General features: G+C 73.9%; 15 protein-coding genes. 4 read left to right on the top strand and 11 right to left on the bottom strand.

Annotated elements, in window-relative coordinates:
• Positions 1-30 precede the first annotated feature (30 nt).
• The 4 genes from ACZ79I_RS30385 to ACZ79I_RS30370 are packed head-to-tail and all read right to left on the bottom strand — an operon-like array spanning position 31 to position 4,875.
• The gene (locus tag ACZ79I_RS30385; RefSeq protein ID WP_471501393.1) at positions 31-1,032 is read right to left on the bottom strand and encodes a DUF5914 domain-containing protein; all 1,002 of its coding nucleotides are present in this window, start codon (positions 1,030-1,032) and stop codon (positions 31-33) included.
• Positions 1,029-2,048: a phytoene/squalene synthase family protein gene (locus ACZ79I_RS30380; protein ID WP_471501391.1), complete on the bottom strand. Its 1,020-nt coding sequence runs from the start codon at positions 2,046-2,048 to the stop codon at positions 1,029-1,031. Before ACZ79I_RS30380 ends, ACZ79I_RS30385 begins: the two co-directional genes overlap by 4 nt.
• Positions 2,045-3,583: a phytoene desaturase family protein gene (gene crtI, locus ACZ79I_RS30375; protein ID WP_471501389.1), complete on the bottom strand. Its 1,539-nt coding sequence runs from the start codon at positions 3,581-3,583 to the stop codon at positions 2,045-2,047. The genes ACZ79I_RS30380 and crtI overlap by 4 nt, the downstream gene beginning before the upstream one ends.
• Positions 3,580-4,875, bottom strand: a complete 1,296-nt coding sequence (locus tag ACZ79I_RS30370) for a polyprenyl synthetase family protein (RefSeq protein WP_471501387.1) — start codon at positions 4,873-4,875, stop codon at positions 3,580-3,582. Before ACZ79I_RS30370 ends, crtI begins: the two co-directional genes overlap by 4 nt.
• A 236-nt stretch (positions 4,876-5,111) precedes the next feature.
• Here ACZ79I_RS30370 and ACZ79I_RS30365 point away from each other — a divergent pair, with 236 nt between their 5' ends.
• From ACZ79I_RS30365 to ACZ79I_RS30355, 3 genes are read left to right on the top strand one after another with little or no spacing between them, the layout of a single operon-like run.
• Positions 5,112-6,299 (top strand): lycopene cyclase family protein, encoded by a 1,188-nt coding sequence (locus tag ACZ79I_RS30365; protein WP_471501385.1) that lies wholly within the window; start codon positions 5,112-5,114, stop codon positions 6,297-6,299.
• A gap of 36 nt (positions 6,300-6,335) precedes the next feature.
• Entirely contained in the window at positions 6,336-7,055 is a 720-nt protein-coding gene (locus ACZ79I_RS30360) for a class I SAM-dependent methyltransferase (protein ID WP_471501383.1), read from the top strand.
• Positions 7,052-8,608 carry an FAD-dependent oxidoreductase gene (locus ACZ79I_RS30355; RefSeq protein WP_471501381.1) on the top strand — a complete coding sequence of 519 codons (1,557 nt, stop codon included), beginning with the start codon at positions 7,052-7,054 and terminating at the stop codon, positions 8,606-8,608. Before ACZ79I_RS30360 ends, ACZ79I_RS30355 begins: the two co-directional genes overlap by 4 nt.
• Before the next feature lie 80 nt (positions 8,609-8,688).
• Here the strand turns inward: ACZ79I_RS30355 and argF are convergent, their stop codons facing one another.
• Both argF and ACZ79I_RS30345 read right to left on the bottom strand, forming a co-directional pair.
• On the bottom strand, positions 8,689-9,696 hold the full coding sequence (gene argF / locus ACZ79I_RS30350) for an ornithine carbamoyltransferase (RefSeq protein ID WP_471501379.1): 1,008 nt from the start codon (positions 9,694-9,696) through the stop codon (positions 8,689-8,691).
• A gap of 109 nt (positions 9,697-9,805) precedes the next feature.
• On the bottom strand, positions 9,806-11,035 hold the full coding sequence (locus ACZ79I_RS30345; RefSeq protein WP_471501377.1) for an arginine deiminase: 1,230 nt from the start codon (positions 11,033-11,035) through the stop codon (positions 9,806-9,808).
• A gap of 295 nt (positions 11,036-11,330) precedes the next feature.
• Between ACZ79I_RS30345 and ACZ79I_RS30340 the strand changes: the two genes are divergently transcribed.
• On the top strand, positions 11,331-12,656 hold the full coding sequence (locus ACZ79I_RS30340) for a cation:proton antiporter (RefSeq protein ID WP_471501375.1): 1,326 nt from the start codon (positions 11,331-11,333) through the stop codon (positions 12,654-12,656).
• A 98-nt stretch (positions 12,657-12,754) separates the two neighbouring features.
• Here ACZ79I_RS30340 and ACZ79I_RS30335 read toward each other — a convergent pair whose 3' ends face one another.
• The 5 genes from ACZ79I_RS30335 to ACZ79I_RS30315 form a co-directional block, all read right to left on the bottom strand.
• A complete protein-coding gene (locus tag ACZ79I_RS30335; RefSeq protein WP_471501373.1) occupies positions 12,755-15,325 on the bottom strand; it encodes a polynucleotide kinase-phosphatase in 2,571 nt (856 codons plus the stop codon).
• On the bottom strand, positions 15,322-16,824 hold the full coding sequence (locus tag ACZ79I_RS30330) for a 3' terminal RNA ribose 2'-O-methyltransferase Hen1 (RefSeq protein ID WP_471501371.1): 1,503 nt from the start codon (positions 16,822-16,824) through the stop codon (positions 15,322-15,324). Before ACZ79I_RS30330 ends, ACZ79I_RS30335 begins: the two co-directional genes overlap by 4 nt.
• A 235-nt stretch (positions 16,825-17,059) precedes the next feature.
• The gene (locus tag ACZ79I_RS30325) at positions 17,060-17,983 is read right to left on the bottom strand and encodes an LLM class F420-dependent oxidoreductase (RefSeq protein ID WP_471501369.1); all 924 of its coding nucleotides are present in this window, start codon (positions 17,981-17,983) and stop codon (positions 17,060-17,062) included.
• A 170-nt stretch (positions 17,984-18,153) separates the two neighbouring features.
• Positions 18,154-18,873: an SDR family oxidoreductase gene (locus tag ACZ79I_RS30320; RefSeq protein ID WP_471501367.1), complete on the bottom strand. Its 720-nt coding sequence runs from the start codon at positions 18,871-18,873 to the stop codon at positions 18,154-18,156.
• Between the two features lie 114 nt (positions 18,874-18,987).
• Complete coding sequence (locus ACZ79I_RS30315) at positions 18,988-19,464, bottom strand: DUF6099 family protein (protein ID WP_471501365.1); 477 nt, start codon at positions 19,462-19,464, stop codon at positions 18,988-18,990.
• Positions 19,465-19,522 lie beyond the last annotated feature (58 nt).

Raw genomic sequence — 19,522 nt, 5'->3', positions numbered from 1 at the left:
GAGCGGGCGTCACCGGCCGCCGGGCGGCGCTCATCCGGGGTGGCGCCCCGTGGATCGCAGCTCCCAGCGGCGTTCGGCATAGGCCAGGTCGTCGCGCCAGAGCCGCCCCGCCGCGGCACGCATCAGGGGGCGCAACACCGGTGCGGCCCGGCGTGCGGCGGCGAAGCCGCGGCGGTCGGAGACCGCCACCACGGCCTCGACGACCGCCGTGCGCGGCCGGCCGTGCGCGTCCGTGCCGAGCGGGGTGGCGTGCGTCTCGACCACGGAGCCCGCGCCCTCGCCACGGGTGATGCGCATGACCACCGTGCGCGGCTCGGGAGCGGTGAACACGGCCCGCACCGGCACCACCAGCCGCCCCGCCACCTTGAAGGAGACGTCGACGGTGAACGCGTCCTCGCTGCCCTCCGCGCCGCCGTCCGGTGAACCGACGACCGTCAGGTCGACGAACGAGTACGGGTGGAACCAGGCCCCGTGCCACGGGTCCAGGCGATTGGCCACGACGTCCTCGGGCTCGCAGGTCCCCATCCCGACGTAGACGGCCGTCAGGGCGCGCTCCGCGTCGGGACGCACCGGCACGACCGGCGCGTCCAGCGGGGACTCCCCGCCGACCGCGTCCAGCCGCACCCACACCAGGACCCCGTCGTCGTGCACCGGCAGCGGCCGCCAGCCCGCGTACGGGCCGCCGCCGAGGGCGAGGCCGTGCCAGTGGCACACCAGGGTGCCGCAGCGCACGGGGCTGTCCCGCAGCGGCGCCCCCAGATGCGGGCAGATACCGGGGCCGGCCACGAGCCGGCCGTCGGCGGCTCGCCAGACGACCACCTCCTGCCCCGCGACGGTGCGCGCCAGCGGGCGGTCGGCGCGCAGGTCCCGGGTCGCGCCGACGACGTACCAGTTGCCCGAGGGGCGCGCCTGAGACCGCTTCAGCGCCTGCGCGATCAACGCGGGCTTCGCATCGCGCCAGGTGGACCGCTGACGGTCCCACGGCACCGGGCGGCGGCGCAGGGACAGCGGGATGGGGCGGCGCAGGCTCACGAGACCTCCTCCGTGACGGGCCGGCCCGGTACGGCGGACGCGGCGGTGGGCAGCGGGCACGCGGGAACGGGCACCGACCGCCGGGCCTGGTTCCGGGCGCGCAGCCGCGCGGCGGCCACCCGGGTGAGCCCGTCCGCGGCGACCACGGCACGGCGCCGGCGCGGGACCACTGCCCGGCGGTGCAGCACCGCGTACCCGTCCCGGGCGACGGCGTCCAGGATGCCGCCGTACAGCACGAACGCGGTGCGGATGCAGGGCCGTGACACCGGGTCGAGCATCGCGAGCCCCGGGGCCGCCTCCCGGTACACGCCCCGGGTCAGCGCCTCGAACTCCCTGAGCGCGGCGGTGATCCGCCGGTCCGGCCGGCCCGTGTCCCGGCTCCAGCGCAGCATCTCGCGGTCGACTCCGTGGTCGGCGAGCAGGTCCGCGGGCACGTAGACCCGGCCGCGGTCCAGGTCCTCGCCGACGTCCCGCAGGAAGTTGCTCAGCTGGAAGGCGACGCCCAGCGCGGCGGCGTGCGGCGCGGCCTCCTCGCGCGGCACCACCGTGCCCAGGACCGGCAGCATCTGCAGCCCGATCACGGCGGCGGACCCGTGCATGTAACCGCGCAGGTCGGCGTAGGTCGGATAGTCGGTGACCGTGAGGTCGGCTCGCATCGCGGCCATGAAGTCGCGGAAGTGCGCGTGCTCGATGCCGTAGCGGCGCGCGGTGTCGGCGAGGGCCAGCACCACCGGCTCCCGGCTGCGGCCGTCGCGCAGTCCCGTCTCCAGGGCGTCCTGCAGCGCCGCCAGCGCCTCGACGCGCGCGCTGGCGCCGTCGAGGGAGTCGACGATGTCGTCGGCCCAGCGGGCGAACCCGTACAGGGCGTGCACGGCGGGCCGGCGCTCGACGGGCAGCAGTCGGGTGGCGAGGAAGTACGTCTTGCCGTGCCGCGCGTTGAGGGCGCGGCAGTGGCGGTACGCCGCGCGCAGCGCCGGGTCGGCGATTCCCGCCGCGGCCAGTTCACGGTCGGTCATCCGGTGGTCTCCTTCACAGGCAGTGGTGCGTGCCCGCCGGCCGGGGCGCGGCCGGGGAGGCCGGTGACGCGCGCGGCGGCGAGCTTCCCTGACACGAGCACGGTCGGCACGCCCACGCCCGGGGTGGTGCCGCAGCCGGCGAGGACGGCGTTCTCGGTGCCGCGCACCAGGTTGCGGGGCCGGAACGGGCCGGTCTGGGGGAAGGTGTGGGCGGCGGAGAAGGGCGTGCCCGCCGCATGCCCCTGGGCGTGCCAGGTGGCCGGGGTGACGAGGCTCTCCTCCTCGATCGCGTCCTCGATGCCGTCGAGTCCGCGCCGCTCCAGCTCCCGCAGCAGCCTGGCCCGGTAGCGTGGGGCCAGTTCGCCCCAGGCGGCGGCCGTCGGGCCGATGTCGGTGTTGGGGCAGGGCGCGAGGATGTAGTGCAGGTGGCGCCCCGGGGGAGCGAGCCCGGGGTCGGTGGCGGTGGGACGGGTGATCAGCAGCGACGGGTCGCTCATCAGCCGCCCGGTGCGCGTCAGTTCCTCGAACGTGCCGCGCCAGGCCGCGCCGAACGACAGGGTGTGGTGGGCCAGGTGCGGCCAGGTGCGGTCAGTGCCCGCGTGCAGCACGACCGCGGACGGCGAGTGCCGCAACCGAAGCGGACGCCGGGGCCGGCGGTCCAGGAGACGGTAGGTGACCGGCAGGTCCGGGGTGAGGACGACCGCGTCGCAGGGGATGCGCTCCTGGTCGGTGACGACCGCGGTGACGCGTGCGCCGGACCGCTCCAGCCGGGTCACCTGCCGGCCGAACCGCAGGTCGGCGCCCGCCTCGGCGGCGGCGTCCGCCATCGCCCGCGGCAGGGCGTGCATGCCGCCGCGCGGGAAGTACACCCCGGCGACGGTGTCCATGTAGGCGATGACGGCGTAGGCGGCCAGGGCCCGCTCCGGGGGTACGCCCGCGTAGAGTGCCTGGAAGGAGAAGACGCGGCGCAGCCGCTCGTCGTTCAGGAAGCGCCCGATACGGGCGTCCAGCCGGCCGAAGCCGCCGAGCGCCGCCAGCCGGACCAGGTCGGCGCCCAGCAGACCGAGGGGCGAGTCGAAGTTGGCGTCGATGAAGCTGCGCATCTGCGCCCGGTAGAGCCGCTCCAGCCAGGCACGCAGCCGCAGGTACCCGGCCGCCTCACCCGCCCCGGCGAAGCGTTCCACCTCCGCGGCCATGGCGTCCGCCCCGGTGTGCACGTCGAGGCTGGTGCCGTCCGCGAAGTCGGCCCGGTAGGCCGGGTGCAGGGGGACCAGCTCGACGCGCCGGTACAGGCTGTCGCCGACGGCCGCGAACGCCTCGTCGGCCAGGTCCGGCATGGTCAGCACAGTGGGGCCGGTGTCCATGCGGTAGCCGCCGAGCTCCAGGCGTCCGGCCCGGCCGCCGGGCAGCGCGTCCCGTTCCACCACGGTGACCCGGCGTCCGGCGCCCAGCAGGTGCAGGGCGGCGGCCAGTCCGGCGAGTCCAGCTCCCACGACCACGACGTGGTCGGTGCGGCCGGGCAGCGTACGCGTCATCGCCGCGCCCCCCGGACACCCGGCACGTCAGGCGCCGCGGCGGAACCGGTGCCGCCGTCGGCCACCGAGCGGAGCAGCCGGCACAGCCGCCCGCCGCCCTCCGGGTCGAGCGGCGCGCCCTCGAAGTGGCGCAGCCCCTGCGCCACCAGACGGCTGATCTTCGTCTCGACCACGGCCCGCGCGCCGGTCGACTCGAGCACCGCCCGCACGTCCTCCAGGCCGGCCTTCGGCAACGCGGCGTCCCCGAGCGACCGGTCCAGCACGGCCAGCGCGCGGTGGTCGCCGGCCGCGGCGGCGCGGGCCCGCGCCAGGGCGACAACGTACGTGGGCTTGCCCTCCCGGATGTCGGAACCGGAGCTCTTGCCGGTCAGGCCGGAGTCGCCGAAGACGTCGTCCAGGTCGTCGCGCAGCTGGAAGGCCATGCCGACACAGCGGCCCGCCGAGCACAGGGCCCGCAGCGTACTGCCGTCGGCGCCGGCCAGGACGGCCCCCAGCGCCAGCGGCCGCTCAACCGAGTACAGAGCGCTCTTCAGGCACGCGGTGCGCAGGACACGCGACAGCGAGTGCGACGCCGTGACCTGGCCCTGCACGTCCAGGTACTGTCCCGCCACCATCTCGGTGCGCATGTCGCTCCACAGCCGCCGCACCTCGCGCGCCGTCGCCGGTTCCAGGAGGGTCTCGGCGACCAGGTCGTCCGCCCACACGAGCGCCAGATCGCCGGCCAGGATGCCGGCGGCGTCCCCGAACCGCCCGGCGCGCGCGGGGGACGCGGCCGTGGCGTACCGGGCGCGCAGGTCGGCGTGGAGCGCGGGCCGGCCGCGCCGCAGCACCGAGCCGTCCATGACGTCGTCGTGGACCAGGGCGCAGGTCTGCAGCAGTTCGAGGGCCGCGCCGATCCGGAGGGCGGCCGAGACGGTCGTCGGGGCGGTGTCGCCGCAGGCGCGCAGGGACCACCACAGCAGCTGGGGCCTGGTCCGCTTGCCTCCGGCGCGGGTGAAGCCGGCGACGCGTCCCGCTAGGTCCTCGGCGAACAGCTCGTCCGTCTCCCGTGCATGGGCGAGGCGTTCGTCCAGGACGTGGCCGAGGACCCGTCCGACGGCGGCGGGCACGTCGGCGTCGACGAGGCGCACGTCCTCGGCGCCGGCCGGGTCCACGGCTCCCGCCTCCTCCGGCCGGCCGTCGTCCGGTGCCCCGTCCGGGTGCGCCCGGACGGGCGATCCCGGTACGGGCAGCAGGCGCGGGACGGGCGGCGGCGCGGCGCCGTGGTGTTCCTTCGCCTGTGTGGGGCTCATCCCGGTTCCTCTCGTCGTGAACGCACTTCGCTCCGTCGCCACCTGCTTCGGCGCGGAGGCCGGACATGGATGCGGCACCACCCGACGGGCGGGATTCGCTGCTGCGGGATGTCTTTTCCCCGGTCGTTCACCGAAGGACGGCCGGCCGCCGCAGACGGGTGATCCGCATCCGTTCGGGCACACGGGCGGGAATACGGCAGGCGAGGCGAGCGGGGCACAGCCAGGAGGAGGCCGCGGTGCTGCAGGCGGAGGTGGCGGTGGTGGGGGCGGGAGCAGCGGGACTCTCCCTGGCCCACCGCCTGTCCGGGCAGGTGCCGGGGCTGCGGACGCCTTCCGTGGTCCTGGTGGGCGCACCACCCGGCCCCCTGAGCGCGCCGCGCCGCACCTGGTGCTTCTGGGAGCCGGAGGGCGGCCGGTTCGATGCCGCGGTGACGGCCCGCTGGCGCCGGCTCAGGGTGCGCCCGCCCACGGGTGACCCCCTCCAGGGCGACCTCGGGCCGCTGCGGTACAAGATGATCCGGTCCGACGACTTCGAGCGCCTGGTCGGCCGGGACCTGGCGGGCAGCCCCAACGTGCGCCGCCTGGAGGCCGCCGTCGACACGGTGGAGGACGTCACCGGCGGAGCCCGCGTACACCTGCGGGAGGCCGACGGCACCCGCCGCGTCCTGCACGCCCGCTGGGTCCTCGACTCCCGCCCCCTGGGCAGCCTGCCGGCCGCGCGCACCACCCTGCTCCAGCATTTCCACGGCTGGTTCGTGCGCACGTCCCGGCCGGTCTTCGACACGCGCGTCGCGGACCTGATGGACTTCCGCACCCCGCAGCCCGCCGACGGGCTCTCCTTCGGTTACGTGCTGCCCATCGGACCCCACGAAGCCCTCGTGGAGTACACCGAGTTCTCCCCGCGCACCCTGACGCCGGAGGGCTACGAAGCGGCCGTACGCCACTACGCCGACGACGTGCTGCGCCTCGGTGACCGGCGGATCCTCGCCACGGAGACCGGCGTCATCCCCATGACGGACGCCCCGATGGCCCGCCGGGCCGGGGCCTCGGTCTTCCGGATCGGCGCCGCCGGCGGCGCCACCCGGCCCGCCACCGGCTACACCTTCGCCGGCCTCCAGCGCCAGACGCGCGCCGTCGCGGCCGCGCTGCGCCGGGGACGCCGCCCGCTGCCGCCGCCCGCCCACTCCGCCCGCTCCCGCGCCATGGACGCCGTGCTGCTGCGCGCCCTGGCCAGCGGCCGGGTCGACGGCCCCGCCCTGTTCTGCCGGCTCTTCGCCCAGGTCCCCATGGACCGGCTGCTGCGCTTCCTCGACGGCGACACCCGACTGCACGAGGACCTCGCCATCGGCCTGCGCACCCCGGTCGCACCGATGCTGCGGTCGGCGCTGGAGCTGCCGGCCCTGCCCCGCCGCCCCTTCGACTGACCTTCCGAACCCGTACCCACCCGCCCTGGAGACCGCATGACCCTGCTGCGTGACGACGACCTCGCCGCCGCCTTCGACCACGCCTCCCGCAGCTACGACGCGCTGGTGGCCGCCAATCCCGGCTACCACGCGCACCTGCGGCGCTCGGTGCGCCGGCTCGGGCTGCCCGGGTACGGCGCGGGGCTGCGCCTGCTCGACCTCGGCTGCGGCACCGGCGCCTCGACCGCGGCGCTGCGTTGCGAACTGCCGGCCGCGCACATCACGGCCGTCGACGCCTCCGCCGGCATGCTGGAGCGGGCCGCCGCCAAGCCCTGGGCGGACGGCGTCGCCTTCGTGCACGCGCCGGTGGAGCGGCTCGCCGAGGCGGGGGTGAAAGGGCCGTTCGACGCGGTCTTCGCCGCCTACCTGCTGCGCAACGTCGAGGACCCCGACGCCGTCCTCACCATCGTGCGCGAGTTGCTGGCGCCCGGGGGACGGCTCGCCGTGCACGAGTACACCCTCAGCGGCCGGCGCGCCGACCGCGCCGTGTGGACCATGGTGAGCCGGGGCCTCGTCCAGCCGGTGGCGAGCGCTCTCGGAGACGGCGCCCTGTACCGCCATCTGTGGCGCAGCGTCGTCGACTTCGACAGCGCGGACCGCTTCACGGACCGCCTGCGCGAGGCCGGCTTCGACCGGGTGCGGGCCCTGCCGCTGCCGGGATGGCAGACGGGCATCACCCACACCTTCGTCGCCCGGCGCCCGGAGACCGCGCGATGACCGGCGCGGCGCGGCCGCCCGCCGCCCGCCGCGGGCGGGACCGGCGCGCCCGTGTCCTGCCCGGCCCCGCTGGGCGGCGCCGCATCGACGGCGCCCGTCCCAGCACCGCCGTCGTCGGCGGCGGCATCGCCGGACTGGCCGCCGCCACGGCGCTGGCCGAGCGGGGCGTGGCCGTCACGCTGTACGAACGCGAGCCCTACCTCGGCGGGCGGGTCGGAGGCTGGCCGACCCGCCTGAGGGACGGCACCGGGGCGACCATGAGCCGGGGCTTCCACGCCTTCTTCCGCCAGTACTACAACCTGCGCGGGCTGCTGCGCCGCACCGACCCCGCCCTGGCGCGGCTGACCGGCCTGCCGGACTACCCCCTGCTGCACGGCAGCGGAACGCGGGACGGCTTCCGGCACGTGCCGCGGACCCCGCCGTTCAGCGCGCTCGGCTTCGCCCTGCTCAGCCCCTCCTTCGGGCTGCGGGACCTGGGTGCCGTGGACCCGGTCGCGGCCATGCCCCTGTTCGATGTCCGCGTCCCCGACGTCTACGCGCGCCTCGACGGCATCAGCGCCCACGACTTCCTGGACGCCGTCCGCTTCCCGGAGAAAGCCCGGCACCTGGCCTTCGAGGTGTTCTCCCGGAGCTTCTTCGCCGACCCGCGGCAGCTGTCGGCGGCGGAGCTGGCGCTGATGTTCCACATCTACTTCCTCGGCTCCGCCGAGGGACTGCTGTTCGACGTGCCCCGCGCCCCCTTCCCGCACGCCCTGTGGAACCCGCTCGCCGGCTACGTGGAGCGGCACGGCGCCCGGCTGCGCACCGGCACGCCCGTCGAGCACATCGCGCCGGCGCGGGACGGCGGGTACCGGATCACCACCGACGGGGACGAGGGGCCGTACGACAGCGTCGTCCTCGCCCTGGACGCCGCCGGACTGCGCTCCCTCGTCGCCCGCTGCGACCGACTCGGCGACGCCCCCTGGCGTGAGCGCGTCGCACGGCTGCGCACCGCCCCGCCGTTCCTGGTCAGCCGCCTGTGGCTGGACCGGCCCGTCGCGCCCGACCGGCCCGGCTTCCTCGGGACCAGCGGCTTCGGCACGCTGGACAACATCAGCGTCCTGGAACGCTGGGAGGATGAGGCCGCCCGGTGGGCCGCGCGCACGGGAGGGTCGGTCGTGGAACTCCACGCCTACGCGGTTGCGCCCGAGGCGGCCCGGGACGTGGAGGAGAAGCGCCTCGTCGGCCGGCTGCACCGCGTCTACCCCGAGACGCGCGCGGCGACGGTGGTCGACGCCCGCCACGAGTGGCGCGCGGACTGCCCCCTGTTCCCGGTGGGCGGCTACCGGGACCGGCCGACCGTGCGCACCCCCGATCCCCGCCTGGTGGTTGCGGGCGACCTGGTGCGCAGCGAACTGCCCGTGGCGCTGATGGAACGGGCGGCGACGACCGGGTTCCAGGCCGCCAACGCCCTGCTGGAGCGGTGGGGCGTGCGCGGGCAGACCCTGTGGACGGTGCCGGACCGCGGCCGCAACGCCGTGCTCCGGGGGCTGGCGAAGTGGGCGAGCGGGTGAGGAGGCGCACGGGACGGAATCTGCCGGGACCAGCGAGGGGTCAGAGCCACCAGCGGCGTCACCACGTCACATCGTCACTGTCAGGCGAGGGTGGCGACCAGGACCGCCTTGATGGTGTGCATGCGGTTCTCCGCCTCGTCGAAGACGACGGAGTGCGCGGACTCGAACACCTCGTCGGTGACCTCCAGCTCGGTCAGCCCGTGCCGCTCGTGGATCTCGCGGCCCACGGCGGTGCCGAGGTCGTGGAAGGCCGGCAGGCAGTGCAGGAACTTCACGTCGTCGTTGCCGGTGGCACGCAGCACGTCCATGGTCACGGCGTACGGGCCGAGCAGCGCTATGCGCTCGTCCCAGACCTCCTTGGGCTCACCCATCGACACCCACACGTCCGTGGCCACGAAGTCGGCGCCGCGCACGCCCTCCGTCACGTCCTCGGTGAGCGTGATCCGGGCGCCGGACGTGCGGGCGAGCCGCTGGGCCGCCTCGACGACGGCGTCGTCGGGCCACAGCGGCCGGGGGCCGACGATGCGGACGTCCATGCCGAGCAGGGCCCCGGTGACGAGGTAGGAGTTGCCCATGTTGGAGCGGGCGTCGCCGAGGTAGGCGAAGGTGATGCCGGTCAGCGGCCTGCCGCTGTGCTCGGTCATGGTGAGCACGTCGGCGAGCATCTGGGTGGGGTGCCACTCGTCGGTGAGGCCGTTGTAGACGGGCACGCCGGCGTGGGCGGCCAGCTCCTCGACGACGGCCTGCCCGCTCCCCCGGTACTCGATGGCGTCGAACATCCGGCCGAGCACACGGGCGGTGTCCTTCACGGACTCCTTGTGCCCGATCTGCGAGCCTGCCGGGTCCAGGTACGTGGTGTGCGCGCCCTGGTCGGCGGCGGCGACCTCGAACGCGCAGCGCGTGCGCGTCGAGGTCTTCTCGAAGACCAGCGCGATGTTCCTGCCCTTCAGGTACCGCGTCTCCGCCCCGGCCTTCTTGGCCGCCTTCAGCTCGGCGGCCAGTTCGATCAGGCCGCGGAACTCGTCGGCGGTGAAGTCCAGCTCCTTGAGGAAGTGGCGGCCGGCGAGGGCGGTCGGGACTGTCGCCATGGGGCGCTCCAGAGTACGAGAGGGCAGGGTCGGACACGGGAATGAGCTGGAAGTCTATACGACTCCTCACATTTCTATGCGACCGTGTGATCCATCACAGCGGCACCGGTCACACCGTGACCGCTTCCCTCTCCACCGGGCAGCTCATGCACCGCGGCCCGCCCCTCCCCCGGCCCAGCTCACTCCCGGGGATCTCGATCACTTCGATGCCCTGTTTGCGCAGGTGTGTGTTGGTGGTCGAGTTCCGCTCATAGGCGACGACGACCCCCGGCTCGACCGCCAGGACGTTGCACCCGTCGTCCCACTGCTCCCGCTCCGCCGCGTGCACGTCCTGCGTGGCGGTCAGCACCCGGATCTCGCTCAGCCCCAGCGCCGCGGCGATCGCCCGGTGCATGTGCTCCGGCGGATGATCGGTGACCTTCAGCTCCGTGTCCACGGCGCCGGGCTCGATGGTGTACGAGCGGAGCATGCCGAGCCCCGCGTACTGCGTGAAGGTGTCCCCGTCGACCATGGTCATCACGGTGTCCAGGTGCATGAGGGCGCGCCGCTTGGGCATGTCGAGGGCGACGATCGTCCGGGCCGACCCGGCGGCGAAGAGCTTGTGCGCCAGCATCTCCACGGCCTGCGGCGTGGTGCGTTCGCTCATGCCGATGAGCACGGCGCCGTTCCCGATGACCAGCACGTCACCGCCCTCGATCGTGGAGGGGTAGTCGGCCTGCCCCTCGGACCAGACGTGGAAGTCCTCATCGCGGAACAGCGGGTGGTGCCGGTAGATCGCCTCGAAGTGGACGGTCTCGCGCTGCCGTGCGGGCCAGCGCATCGCGTTGATCGAGACGCCGTCGTAGATCCAGGCGGAGGTGTCGCGGGTGAAGAGGTGATTGGGCAGGGGCCGCAGCAGGAAGTCGTCGAGGTCCATCACATGGAACCGCACGGAGGTCGGCTCCGGGTGGGCGTCGAGGAACTCCCGCTTGGTCATACCGCCGACGAGCGCCTCGGCGAGCGCCGGGGCGGGCAGGGGCTCGAAGACGCCGCGCAGATGGTCGGTGGCGAGCGGCCCGTACTCCTTCTCGTCGAAGACGCGGTCCAGGACCAGGGACCTCGCCGCCGGGATCTCCAGGACCTCGGTGAGCAGATCGCCGAAGAGATGGACGACGACCCCGCGGTCGCGCAGCACGTCGGCGAACCCGTCGTGCTCGGCGCGCGCCCGGCGCACCCACAGCACGTCGTCGAAGAGCAGCGCGTCCTTGTTACTGGGGGTGAGCCTCTTGAGCTCGAGATCGGGCCGGTGCAGGATGACGCGGCGCAGCCGCCCGGCCTCCGAGTCGACGTGGAATGCCATGCCTCCATCCTGACCATTCGGGCGCGTGTTCACCCTCGTGTCCCCGCAACCGGGACCCGTCGATTTCGCCTCCCCGGCGACAAGCTGCGCCTTCTCGGGCGGGAAGCGGTTGCGTCGGGGGGCCGACACCAGGCGCACGGTCATTCGTCATACTGGTGCAGGTGCATGCACGACTGCCATGGCGAGTTCAAGACATCGGCCCTCAGCCCTTGGGGAAGGCAGAACCGGGTGGGGACATGCACGCCCCGCTTCCGGGCGGGTCATCGGCTTCGACGACCGAGAGCGGGGAGACAGCGTGAGCGCAGATGCCATGGTCACGCATTTCGTGGGCGCCGCGGCACTGATCCTGGTGGTGGCCCAGGCGGGGGGCTGGGCGGCCCAGCGGCTGAAACAGCCCTGCATAGTGGGCCAGCTGACGGCGGGCATCGCGCTCGGCCCCTCCCTGCTAGGCGGCGTGGCGCCCGGCGCCTATGAGGCACTGTTCCCTGAGGCCATCGGCCCGGCACTGACGGGAATCGCCCAGTTCGCGCTGGTGATCTTCTTGTTCGCGGTGGGCTACGAGCTGGATCTGAAGCTCCTGGGCACCCGGGCCCGTGCCTCGGTGACCGTGGCACTGGCGGCCTTCGTGGTGCCCATGGCTGTGGGCAGCGGCTGCGCACTGCTGTTCCGGGACACACTGCGCGACCTGGGTATGCCGCGGCACCTGTCCCCGTCCACGGTGGTGTTCGCCGGCGTCGCCCTGTCGATCACGGCGGTGCCGGTGCTGGCCGCCGTGGTGCGGGAGAACGGTCTGGCGCGCACGGTGCCCGGGGTGGTGGCGGTCTCCGCCGCCGGACTGCTCGACGTGATCGGCTGGACGGTGCTGGCCGGGGTGCTGCTGGAGAGGGGCGGCGAGCAGTCGCTCGGCCGACCGTGGCGGGTGACGATAGCGGTCGGCTTCATCGTTCTGATGCTCCTCGCGGCCCGGCCGCTGCTGCGCAGACTGCTGTGGGGCACGCGCATGGAACCCTCGCTGCGGGTGGCGCTGCTCATCGGCTTCGCCCTCGGCTCTGCCTGGGTGACCAACCTCATCGGGCTGCATGTGATCTTCGGTGCGCTGCTGGCGGGCGTCGTGGTGCCGCGTGAGGAGGGCGGCACGCTCGATGCCGATCTGCTGCGGCCCCTGCACGATGTCAGTTCGCTGCTCCTGCCGTTCTTCTTCGTGATCTCGGGCCGGTCCGTCGCCGTGAACAGCATGAACGCCACAGGCTGGGTCACTCTGCTGGTGGTGACGGTGCTGGCGGTCGCCACGAAGGTCGGCAGCGGCACGATGGCGGCGCGTATGGGGGGCCTGGACCGGCACGACGCGCGGACCGTCGGCGTCCTGATGAGCACCCGTGGCCTCACCGAGCTGATCGCCCTCAACGCGGGTCTCCAGGCGGGTCTGCTGAGCACTCCCCTGTACACCGTCCTGGTCTTCATGGCACTCGCCACCACGCTCCTCACCCAGCCGCTGCTGCTCCTGGTCCGCCGCCCGAGCGAGCGGGATCGGCACACACCGCCGGACCGCGATGCGGGCCCGACGTTGCTTCGGCACGCTCCGGACGGCACCCCGACGGCCCCCGCGGCGGACGTCGGCTGACCGGCCCGGAGCGGCCGCGGCGCAGCAGCCGCGGCCGAGCGGCCGGACCGAGGCGGCCGGGCCGGAGCGGCAGGAGCACAGCGGGCCGGGCCGAAGCCCTACAGCCGCGGGTCCACCGGCTCGGACTCCAGCGCCAGCACGCCGAACACCGCCTCGTGCACCCGCCACAGCGGCTCGCCCTCCGCCAGCCGGTCCAGGGCCTCCAGTCCCAGCGCGTACTCGCGGATCGCCAGCGACCGCTTGTGGTTGAGGAAGCGGGAACGCAGCCGCGCCAGGTTGTCCGGGCGCGTGTACTCCGGACCGTAGATGATCCGGAGGTACTCGCGGCCCCGGCACTTGACACCAGGCTGCGCCAGACGGCCGGCGGCGGTACGGACCACCGCATCCACCGGCTTGACGACCATCCCCTCGCCGCCCCGGCCCGTCATCTCCAGCCACCAGTCGATGCCCGCCCGCACGGACTCCGGGTCACCGGTGTCGACGAACAGCCGCCGGGTCGTCTGCAGCAGCCCGCTCCCGTCGTGTTCGACCAGCCGGTCGATGAGCGCCAGCTGCTCGTCGTGGGGCAGCCTGGTGAGGCTGCGGCCCTGGACCGCCAGCAGCTGGAACGGCGCCAGCCGGACGCCCTCCAGGCCCTGCGTCGGCCAGCAGTACCGCCGGTACGCCTCCGTGAACGCCGTCGCGGCCGACGCCCGCTCGCGCTGCCTCGACAGCAGGTCACCTACGTCGACGCCGCGCGCCGCTGCCCCCTCCAGCGCCGCCAGGGCACCCGGGAACGCCGCCCCGGACGCCGCCCCGACCGCCGCGTACTGGCTCCGCAGCAGCCCGGACGCCTTCAGCGACCACGGCATCAGCTCCGCGTCCAGCAGCAGCCAGTCGGTCTCGAGCTCCTCCCACAGACCCGCCGCCGACACAGCCTGCCGCAGCCGGTCAAGGACCTCCTCCGTCACCGCCGGGTCGTCGAAGAACGGGCGGCCGGTGCGCGTGTAGAGCGAGCCGGTGGGGCCGGCCTCGACCCCGAAGCACGCGCGGGCGGCGTCCGCGTCCCGGCACACCAGCGCCACCGCCCGCGATCCCATGTGCTTCTCCTCGCACACGACCCGCGCGACCCCGTCCTCCCGGTACTGGGCGAACGCCTCGGCCGGGTGTTCCAGATAGCCCTCGACGTGCGAGGTCGCGGTCGGGGCCATGGTCGGCGGCAGGTACGGCAGCAGCCGCGGGTCCACCGCGAACCGGCTCATGACCTCCAGGGCTGCCGCCGCGTTCTCCTCACGGACCGAGATCCGGCCCGCGTGGCGCGTCTCGACCACCCTGCGGCCGTGCACGTCCGCCAGGTCCAGCGGACGGCCGTCGTGCCCGCCGGGCGCCTCGGTGGCCAGCGGCCGGGCCGGCTCGTACCACACCCGCTCGGCCGGTACGTCGACCAGTTCCCGCTCCGGCCAGCGCAGCGCCGTCAGCCGGCCGCCGAAGACGGCGCCCGTGTCCAGGCAGATGGTGTTGTTGAGCCAGGTCGCCTGGGGGACGGGCGTGTGGCCGTACACCACCGCCGCCCGGCCCCGGTAGTCCTCCGCCCACGGATAGCGCACCGGCAGCCCGAACTCGTCCGTCTCCCCGGTCGTGTCGCCGTACAGCGCGTGCGAGCGGACCCGGCCGGAGGTACGGCCGTGGTACTTCTCCGGCAGCCCGGCGTGGCACACCACCAGCCTGCCGCCGTCGAGGACGTAGTGGCTGACCAGGCCGTCGATGAACTCCTTCACCTGCTGCCGGAACTCGTCGCTCTCCCGCTCCATCTGCTCGACGGTCTCGGCCAGCCCGTGGGTGGGCTGGACCTTGCGGCCCCTGAGGTGGCGCCCGTACTTGTTCTCGTGGTTGCCGGGCACGCACAGCGCGTCGCCCGACGCCACCATCGACATCACCCGGCGCAGGACGCCCGGGCTGTCCGGGCCCCGGTCCACCAGGTCGCCGACGAAGACCGCCGTACGGCCCTCCGGGTGCACACCGTCGGCGTAACCCAGCTTGCCCAGCAGCGCCTCCAGTTCCGAGGAGCAGCCGTGGACGTCGCCGATGATGTCGAAGGGGCCGGTGAGATGGGTCAGGTCGTTGAAGCGCTTCTCCGTGACGACCGCCGCCTTCTCGGCCTCCTCCACGCCCCGCAGGACGTGCACCTTGCGGAAGCCCTCCCGCTCCAGGTGCCGCAGCGAGCGGCGCAGTTCGCGGATGTGGCGCCCGATGACGCGGCGCGGCATGCCGGCCCGGTCGCTGCGGGCGGCGTTGCGCTCGGCGCACACCTCCTCCGGTACGTCGAGCACGATGGCTATGGGCAGCACGTCGTACCGCTTGGCCAGGTCGATCAGCTGGCGGCGGCTGTCCTGCTGCACACTGGTCGCGTCGACGACGGTGCGGCGGCCCGCCGCGAGGCGCTTGCCCGCGATGTAGTGCAGCACGTCGAAGGCGTCGCGGCTGGCGCTCTGGTCGTTCTCGTCGTCGGCCACCAGGCCGCGGCAGAAGTCCGACGAGATGACCTCGGTGGGCTTGAAGTGCCTGCGGGCGAAGGTCGACTTGCCCGATCCCGACGCGCCGATCAGGACCACGAGGGAGAGGTCCGTCACGGGCAGGGTGCGCCCCTCGGCGCGGGCCGGGGCGGATGCGCGGGTGGGTGCCTCGGTCATGCGGCGTTCTCCTCCTTCGCGGTCGGCATGGCGGTCGGCATGGCGGTCGTCGTGGTGGTCGTGCCCAGGGCGAAGACGGCCATCTGCGTGGGCGGCCCCACCTCGGGGTCGTCGGGGCCCACGGGCAGGAACTCCACGCCGTACCCGTGCCGCCCGGCCACCGCGCCCGCCCAGGCCCGGAACTCCTCCCGCGTCCACTCGAAGCGGTGGTCGCCGTGGCGGGCGTGCCCGGCCGGAAGGCTCTCCCAGCGGACGTTGTACTCGACGTTCGGGGTCGTCACGAGCACCGTGCGGGGCCGCGCCGAGCCGAACACCGCGTACTCCAGGGCGGACAGCCGGGGTGGGTCGACGTGCTCGACGACCTCGCTCAGCACGGCGGCGTCGTACCCCTTCAGCCGGCCGTCGGTGTACGCGAGCGAGCCCTGGAGCAGCTTCACGCGCGACGCCTGCCGCTCCCCCATGCGGTCCAGCTTCAGCCGCCGGGAGGCGATGGTGAGCGCCCGCATCGACACGTCGACGCCGACGATCTCCGTGAACCGCGGGTCCTTGAGCAGTTCCCGCACCAACTGGCCCTGGCCGCAGCCGAGGTCCAGGACGCGGGCGGCACCGGACTCCCGGAGCGCCGCGGTGATCGCGTCCCTGCGCTGCACGGCGAGCGGCGCCGGCCTCTCCTCCGTCTCGGTCTCCGCCCCGACCGCGTTGTCGATCTCCTCGACCTCGCTGTCGTCCGCCTCCGCGAGCCGGACCAGCTCCAGGCGCTCCATCGCCTGCCGGGTCAGCGACCAGCGGCGCGAGAGATAGCGGGTGGTGATCAGTTTCTGCTCCGGGTGGTCGGGCAGCCATCCCTCACCGGCCCTCAGCAGCTTGTCGACCTCGTCGGAGGAGACCCAGTAGTGCTTGGCGTCGTCGAGGACGGGCAGCAGGACGTAGAGGTGGCGCAGGGCTGCGGCCAGGGTCAGCGCGTCCGACTCCAGGGCGAGGCGCACATAGCGGGAGTCACCCCACTCGGGGAACTCGGCGTCCAGCGCGACCGGTTCGGCGGTGACCGTCCAGCCGAGCGGTTCGAAGAGGCGTCGTACCAGGTCGGGGCCGCCCCGGGCGGGCAGTGCGGGCACCTCCACGCGCAGCGGCAGCGGCTGCCCGGCGCGCTCGGGCCTGGCCTTGCACACGCCCCGGATCGCGCTGGAGAACACGTTGCTCAGCGCCACGGCGAGCAGTGAGGAGGCCGCGTACGGGCGGTCGTTGACGTACTGCGCGAGCGCCGCGTCGGGCGCGCCGCCGCGCCCCTTGCCCTTGCCCCGCCGGACCAGCGCCACGGCATCGACCTCCAGCAGCAGCGCCGCCGTGCAGCGCTGGGCGTCCGCTTCCGGGTAGAAGACGTGCGCAGTGCCGTAGGAGGTCGAGAACGCCTGGGACGCGTCGGGATGCTTGTGCAGCAGGAAACCGAGGTCGGTCGCCGGGCGTTCGGCTGTGCCGGTGGTACTGATCGTCAGGAACATGTCCCGAGTCTCCCGGCCCCGGGGTACCGGTGACCAACGGATTTCGAACAGCTGCCCAGCATCCGGTGCGCTCGGGGTCGGTGGTCGGTCCGGTGCCACCGTCGTGGGTGCGGCGCCGGACCGCGGCGCCGTGCGCCCCGCGCCCTGCCCGCACCCGCGGCCCGGGCATGGGCAGGGGGAGGGGGAGGGCGCGGGGGCGCGCGGGTCAGGTCAGGTCAGGTCAGGTCAGGTCAGGTCAGGTCAGCTGGGACTGGACCTGCGCGGAGATCAGTTCCAGGTGGTCCAGATCGTGCAGGTCGAGGATCTGGAGGTAGACGCGCCGGGAGCCGATCTCCGCGTACCGGCCGATCTTGTCCACGACCTCGGCCGGGGAGCCCGCCAGTCCGTTGGCCTTCAACTCGTCGACGTCGCGCCCGATCACGGCGGCGCGGCGGGCCACCTCCTGGTCGTCCTTGCCGACGCAGGCCACCAGCGCGTTCGAGTACGTCAGCGCGTCCGCGTCACGTCCGGCCTCGGTGGCGGCGGCACGGACACGGCCGAACTGGCGCTCGCTGTCCTCGATCGACGCGAACGGCATGTTGAACTCGTCGGCGTACCGCGCGGCCAGCCGGGGAGTGCGGGTCGCGCCATGGCCGCCGATGAGCACCGGGATCCTGGCCTGGGCGGGCTTGGGCAGGGCCGGTGAGTCGGTCAGGTCGTAGTACTCGCCGTGGAAGCTGAAGGCCGCGCCGGCCTCGGTCCCCCACAGCCCCGTGATGACCTCCAGCTGTTCTTCCAGACGACCGAACTTCTCCTTGGGGAACGGGATGCCGTACGCCTTGTGCTCCTCCTCGAACCAGCCCGCGCCCAGGCCCAGTTCGACGCGGCCGCCGGACATCTGGTCGACCTGCGCCACCTGGATGGCCAGAACCCCGGGGAGGCGGAAGGTCGCCGCGGTCATCAGCGTGCCGAGGCGGATGCGCCTGGTCTCACGGGCGAGGCCGGCGAGGGTGATCCAGGCGTCGGTGGGTCCGGGCAGGCCGTCCACGGCACCCATCTTCAGATAGTGGTCGGAGCGGAAAAATCCTTCGAAGCCCAGGTCTTCGGTGGCCTTGGCGACGGAGAGAAGGGTGTCGTAGGTCGCCCCCTGCTGGGGCTCCGTGAAGATGCGAAGATCCATGCCTCCATCCTGCACGCTCGGGCGGAGGTCGGACCCGGTGATCGCCCTGCGGCGCCGAGCCCGGCTCCGAGGGGCGGCCCCGCCCCGGCCTCCCGCCACCCGCAGCCCGCCTCTGCCCCGTCCCTCAGGCGGCGGGGCCCGCACCGCTCGCCCCGCGGCGACCGCGCAGCTCAGGTGAGCTGGACGCCGCCGTCGACGTCGACCACGGATCCGGTGACGTAGCCGTTGGTCATTAAGAACACCGCGGTCCAGGCGATGTCCTCGGGCAGCCCGACACGTGCGACGGGCACGCTGGCGATGTACTGGGACATCAAGCGATGCCGCACATCCATCGGGACGTCGTCGAAGGCGGGGGTCTCGACCAGGCCCGGGGCGATGACGTTGACCCGCACCGGGGCCAGGTCGACGGCGTTGGCCTTGCCGAAGGCCTCCAGGGCGGCGTTGATCGCAGCCATGGTCGGCCGGCCGGGGCCGTGCTTGCGGCTCGCGATGCCCCCGATCAGGACGATCGAGCCGTCCTTCGCGATGCGGTCCGCCGCGGCCCGCACCCCCTCGTAAGCGCCCCAGAACTTGGTGTCCATGAACGCCCGGGCGGCGCCGGAGTCCAGTTCCCGCACGGTGCCCAGCGCCGTCGTACCCGCCGACACCGCCAGGTGGTCGAAGGCACCGACACGCTCCAGCAGAGACTCGACCGACGCCGCGCAGGTGATGTCGACCTGCTCGACCGCCATGCCGGCGGGCACGGTGCCCGCCGCACGCCCGGGATTGCGGCTGGCCGCGGTGACCCGCGCCCCGGCGGCCATCGCGTGCTCGGCGATGGCCAGGCCGATACCGGAGGTTCCGCCTATGACGACTACGTGCTTGCCTGCCAGGGGACTGGCGATGTTCATCAGCGATGTCCTGTTCTCGCGGGGGGCACTTGCCCGCGGACGGTACTTCCCGGCGCCTGCGGATCGGTTTAGCCCGGCCGTGCCACCGGGCGCCGGAACGCCGGCCGGCCCGGCTCACCCCGCCGTCCGGTGCCGTTCCCGTATCTCACCGTCCCTCGCCGCCAGCCTGCGCAGCAGCTCTCTGACCCGGTCCCGCGACTCGTCCGCCGCGTCGATCGCCTCCATGCACTGCCAGTAGGTGCCCTCGTCGTCCGCCGCGCTCGCGACGGCGATGAGGGCCATGCCCAGCTCCGCGAGGAGGGTGCCGAGGTCGAGGAGCGCCCTGCGGGCGTCGCCCAGGTCCGTGAGCTGAGCGGCGCGCAGATCGGCCACGTCGAGGGGCGGCGTGTCCAGAACGCCGCACCCCCGGCCCGCCAGCTCCGTCAACCCCAGTGCCTCGCCGCGCAGTTCGGGCGGGCCCGAGACGGCGAGGCGGCTGCCCATCGCCTGCGCCAGGGCGTACGCCTGCCACGCCTCCGCCATGATCCTCGGCCCGTCCTCGCTCCCCGCCAGGGCACGCCTGCTCGCCACGATGAGCCGCACCGCGTCCATGCGCTGCCCCCGCTCCGTCCGACGCGCTGGTGCACGTCTGCCCGAACTCCGTTGTCCA

The sequence above is a fragment of the Streptomyces sp. PSU-S4-23 genome (assembly GCF_055632315.1).
The sequence above is the reverse complement of the archived record's forward strand: the minus strand, read 5'-3'. Positions and strand labels throughout refer to the sequence as shown.